3 protein-coding genes are annotated in these 3,397 nt (G+C 39.8%); 1 reads left to right on the top strand and 2 read right to left on the bottom strand.

What is annotated here, in order from left to right; genetic code table 11:
• Nucleotides 1-490 precede the first annotated feature (490 nt).
• The gene (locus T487_RS0113220; RefSeq protein WP_031577604.1) at nt 491-970 is read left to right on the top strand and encodes a PTS sugar transporter subunit IIA; all 480 of its coding nucleotides are present in this window, start codon (nt 491-493) and stop codon (nt 968-970) included.
• Between the two features lie 60 nt (nt 971-1,030).
• Here the strand turns inward: T487_RS0113220 and T487_RS0113215 are convergent, their stop codons facing one another.
• On the bottom strand, nt 1,031-2,188 hold the full coding sequence (locus T487_RS0113215; RefSeq protein WP_031577603.1) for a galactokinase: 1,158 nt from the start codon (nt 2,186-2,188) through the stop codon (nt 1,031-1,033).
• 18 nt (nt 2,189-2,206) lie between these two features.
• Nucleotides 2,207-3,214 carry a LacI family DNA-binding transcriptional regulator gene (locus T487_RS0113210; RefSeq protein WP_031577602.1) on the bottom strand — a complete coding sequence of 336 codons (1,008 nt, stop codon included), beginning with the start codon at nt 3,212-3,214 and terminating at the stop codon, nt 2,207-2,209.
• Nucleotides 3,215-3,397: the final 183 nt, after the last annotated feature.

The raw sequence follows: 3,397 nt of genomic DNA, 5'->3' as shown, positions 1-3,397 counted from the left end.
GCGCCGCTCTCTCAAGCGACTTGTCTATCTTATCACGGGATGAATTGTCGGTGTTTATACACAATTCGATTTAAGGTAAATAAGTCACTCAATCTATCAATATCTTTATTTTTCGAAGTAATCCTCATTGTGATACACACGGAGTTGTTTTCATAAGAACAGTCGCAGCAACAAGGTTTTTATCCTCATTTAATCGCACTAAACCGAATGAATCTATGAATTCTAATTATATCATCCGCATTCACTGTTTCTCCTTATTGTTTTACTTTGCGATGAATAAACTGTACAGACTTTCCTTGTTATAAACTACCCGCACTACCAAACTTACTACTCCTGTTCTCACCCTCGTGTTTTCAGGATGTTCATAGCATACTTCCTTGCTTTCATTGCAATCATAACCTATTAATTGTAAAATAATAGAAACAAGGGATTTTAATAAATACAATTCTGCCTATGATAACAGGATAATGATTGAAGGAGTGAATTAAATATGTTTGGATTATTTAAAAAAGAAGGAGCACTTGTTGCCCCAATTTCAGGTAAGACGGTGGATATCACTACAGTACCCGATGCTGTATTTGCAGAAAAAATGGCTGGTGACGGACTTGCCATCAATCCAACTGGAGATACTGTCGTAGCTCCTGCTGATGGAGAACTAACCATGCTCTTCGGAACAAAGCATGCTTTTGGTATGACCCTCGACAAAGGAGTCCAGATTCTAGTTCACATCGGACTTGATACAGTCTCATTGAACGGTGAAGGTTTTACCGCTCTTAAAAATCAGGGAGACATGGTAAAAAAAGGGGAACCTATTATAAAAATCGATCGTGAACTCATACAGGGTAAAGGTCTTTCACTGATTACTCCTGTAATCTTCACTGATATGGATGTACTGAAGAGTTTCGAAGCACAACTCGGTATTGACGTTATTGCTGGAGAGACTACCGTATTAACTTATAAAGCAAAATAGAGAAGAGAATAAAGAGAGCGCGGTCATCGGCCGCGCTCTCTTTTTATCTTACTCCTCATATCAGCTGAGTTTATGTACCCCATCTCCGATGGAAACCACATAGAACTCCGCTTTATATCCAATGATCTCTTCATAGGAAGTTCCAACTTCCTGGATAAATCTTTCTATGGCATCATTCTGTACGATGGAGACTGTACATCCTCCAAATCCAGCGCCTGTCATTCTGGAGCCTATGGTTCCAGAAACCTTTCTGGCAAGCTCCACCAAAGTATCCAGTTCTATGCCTGTTACTTCATAATCTTCTTTCAGTGACTCATGAGAAGCATTCATAAGCTTTCCAAACTCTTCTATCTCATTTGATTCCAGCGCTTTCACCGCAAGTAATGTCCTTTCATTCTCTGTTACAGCATGTTTAGCTCTCTTAATCAGAACATCATCTTCAATCACATGCTGATATTTCCCAAAGGTCTCCGAATCAATTTCTCCAAGAGAAGAAATAGGCAGAACAGTCTGCAGCCTCTTCAAGGCTTCCTCGCATTCCGCTCTTCTTTCATTATACTTTGAATCCGCAAGCCCTCTCTTCTTGTTGGTATTAGATACCACCAAGGAAGCATTTTCAAGAAGAACAGGAGAGTATCTGTACTCCAGAGTATTTGTATCCAGAAGAATGGCCTGATCCTTTTTACCCATGGCCACTGCAAACTGATCCATGATTCCGGAGTTTACCCCCATGAACTCATTCTCCACTTTCTGGCACAATTTCACCAAGTTGATCATAGAAATCTCCAGTTGAAATAGGTCTTTCATCATATATGCAGTCAGCACTTCTATTGAAGCAGAGGAAGACAAGCCCGCCCCATTTGGAATATTCCCATTAAAATAGATATCCATTCCCTGTTCGATGTGATGCCCCTCTTTACGAAGAAAAGCAATGACACCTTTCGGATAGTTTGCCCAATCATGAGCTTTGCTGTAGGTTAAATCATCAAGACTGAACTCCACCACTCCCTGGTCTTGGAAATTCTCAGAGTACATTCTGATGGTGTTGTCTTTTCTCAGGCTTGCCACTCCGTAAGTTCCTATGGTTAATGCACAGGGAAATACATTCCCTCCATTATAGTCCGTATGTTCTCCAATGAGATTAACTCTACCTGGAGAAAAATAACTCTTCTCCGCATTCTGTTGAAAGACTTCCTTAAATCTTTTTTCGTTCTCCATTTTATGCTCCTCTTACTACTACTTATCTACCTTCAATTCCTTGCAGTCTTTTACACTGTCTCTTTTCTTCAGTTGCACGGGAATGATTACTTTTTTCGTATATTTACGGTTGCTCTCAATTTTCTCCTCCAGAAGATCCACTGCTGCTTCTCCCAGATATTCAGTATAGACTCTTATTGTGGATAAAGATGGCGTCATATATTTTGATCCAGGCAAATCATTGAATCCAACAATACTGATATCCTCAGGAATACTCAGACCAGCTTCATAAATTGCTTTATAAGCACCAATGGCCATATTGTCATTACCACAGAAAAAGGCCGTCGGTCGGACTTTCTTCTTGAGCATCTCTTTCATCAGCAGATATCCATCCTCATGGGTAAAACTGCCATATACACAGTACTCCTCCTGATAAATCTCCATGAAAGATGCGTACTCTTTAAAAGATTCATCCCTTAAAGCAGAAACTTTAATTCCGCTTCCATAGGTCTCATCTCCTCCAAGATATCCGATGCTGGTATGTCCCATTTCAATGAAATAATCCAGTACTTTTCTTACTGCATCTCTATAGTCCACAATCACTGCATCATACTCATCTCCTGGAGCAAAATCACATACAACAATTCTGCTGTTTAATTCAGAAATCTTGTGAAGTTCTTTTTCTTCAAACTTCCCCACCGCAATGATACCGTCCACTGGTTCAGACAGAACCTGATCTTCTGAGGCATTCCATCTTAAGACCTGATATCCTTTTTTCTCACAGATCTTTTCTATTGCCAGGCGAATATAAAGATAATAAGGATCTTCCAGTTCTTTTTTTCGATCATACCAATGAAACAAGCCAATTCTTACTTTCTTTTCTTTTCTTCTTTTTCTTACAGGAACATATTCCAGTTCTTCCGCTGCTTCAAAGATTTTTCGTTTGGTTTCTTCTGAAACACTCAGCGCATCATCAAAATTCAGCACTCTCGAAACTGCCGCACTGGATACCCCGGCCTTCTCGGCTATTTCTTTAATGGTTGCCATAAAATTCCTCCCCTTCATTCAGGATAGTATACTTCTTAATAGTAAACCTTATCATATATTTAGTCAATATTTACTAAAGTTTTACTTATTTTGAGACAACAAAAAAGCCCTAAGCTTGCGCTTAGAGCAGTGTAACTGGCGACGACCTACTTTCCCACAGGGCTTCCCCTGCAGTATCATGGG

Source organism: Proteiniclasticum ruminis DSM 24773 (genome assembly GCF_000701905.1).
GTDB lineage: Bacteria > Bacillota > Clostridia > Clostridiales > Clostridiaceae > Proteiniclasticum > Proteiniclasticum ruminis.
This window is presented reverse-complemented; position numbering and strand designations above follow the sequence as displayed.